This window comes from Treponema sp. R6D11 (assembly GCF_054786075.1).
Map to the genome: position 1 here is coordinate 1 of NZ_BDHD01001523.1, position 221 is coordinate 221.

Sequence of the window (221 nt, forward strand, 5' to 3'; positions counted from 1 at the left end):
GATTTCTCCACCGCTACGCTCAAAGTTCCGCCTGCGGTAAATCCGCTGATTGTCATTGTGTACACTGCTCCAGAATTGCTGAGCGTTCCTTTGCTTACTCCTTTTACCCCGCTAAGGGCGATGTCGCAAACGGCAAGACCTGTAATTGCCGTGCTAAAGGTAAGCTTTAACTGCGTTGTAGTTTGCGTAGACGAGCCGTTCGCGGTTACGCTGTTTAAGGT

Annotated in this window: 1 protein-coding gene; it reads right to left on the reverse strand. The window is 50.2% G+C overall.

Translation table 11 applies throughout. The features are described from left to right. The coding region (locus ACYVTD_RS19260; RefSeq protein WP_461249177.1) for a hypothetical protein at positions 1-221 on the reverse strand (221 nt) is incomplete at both ends.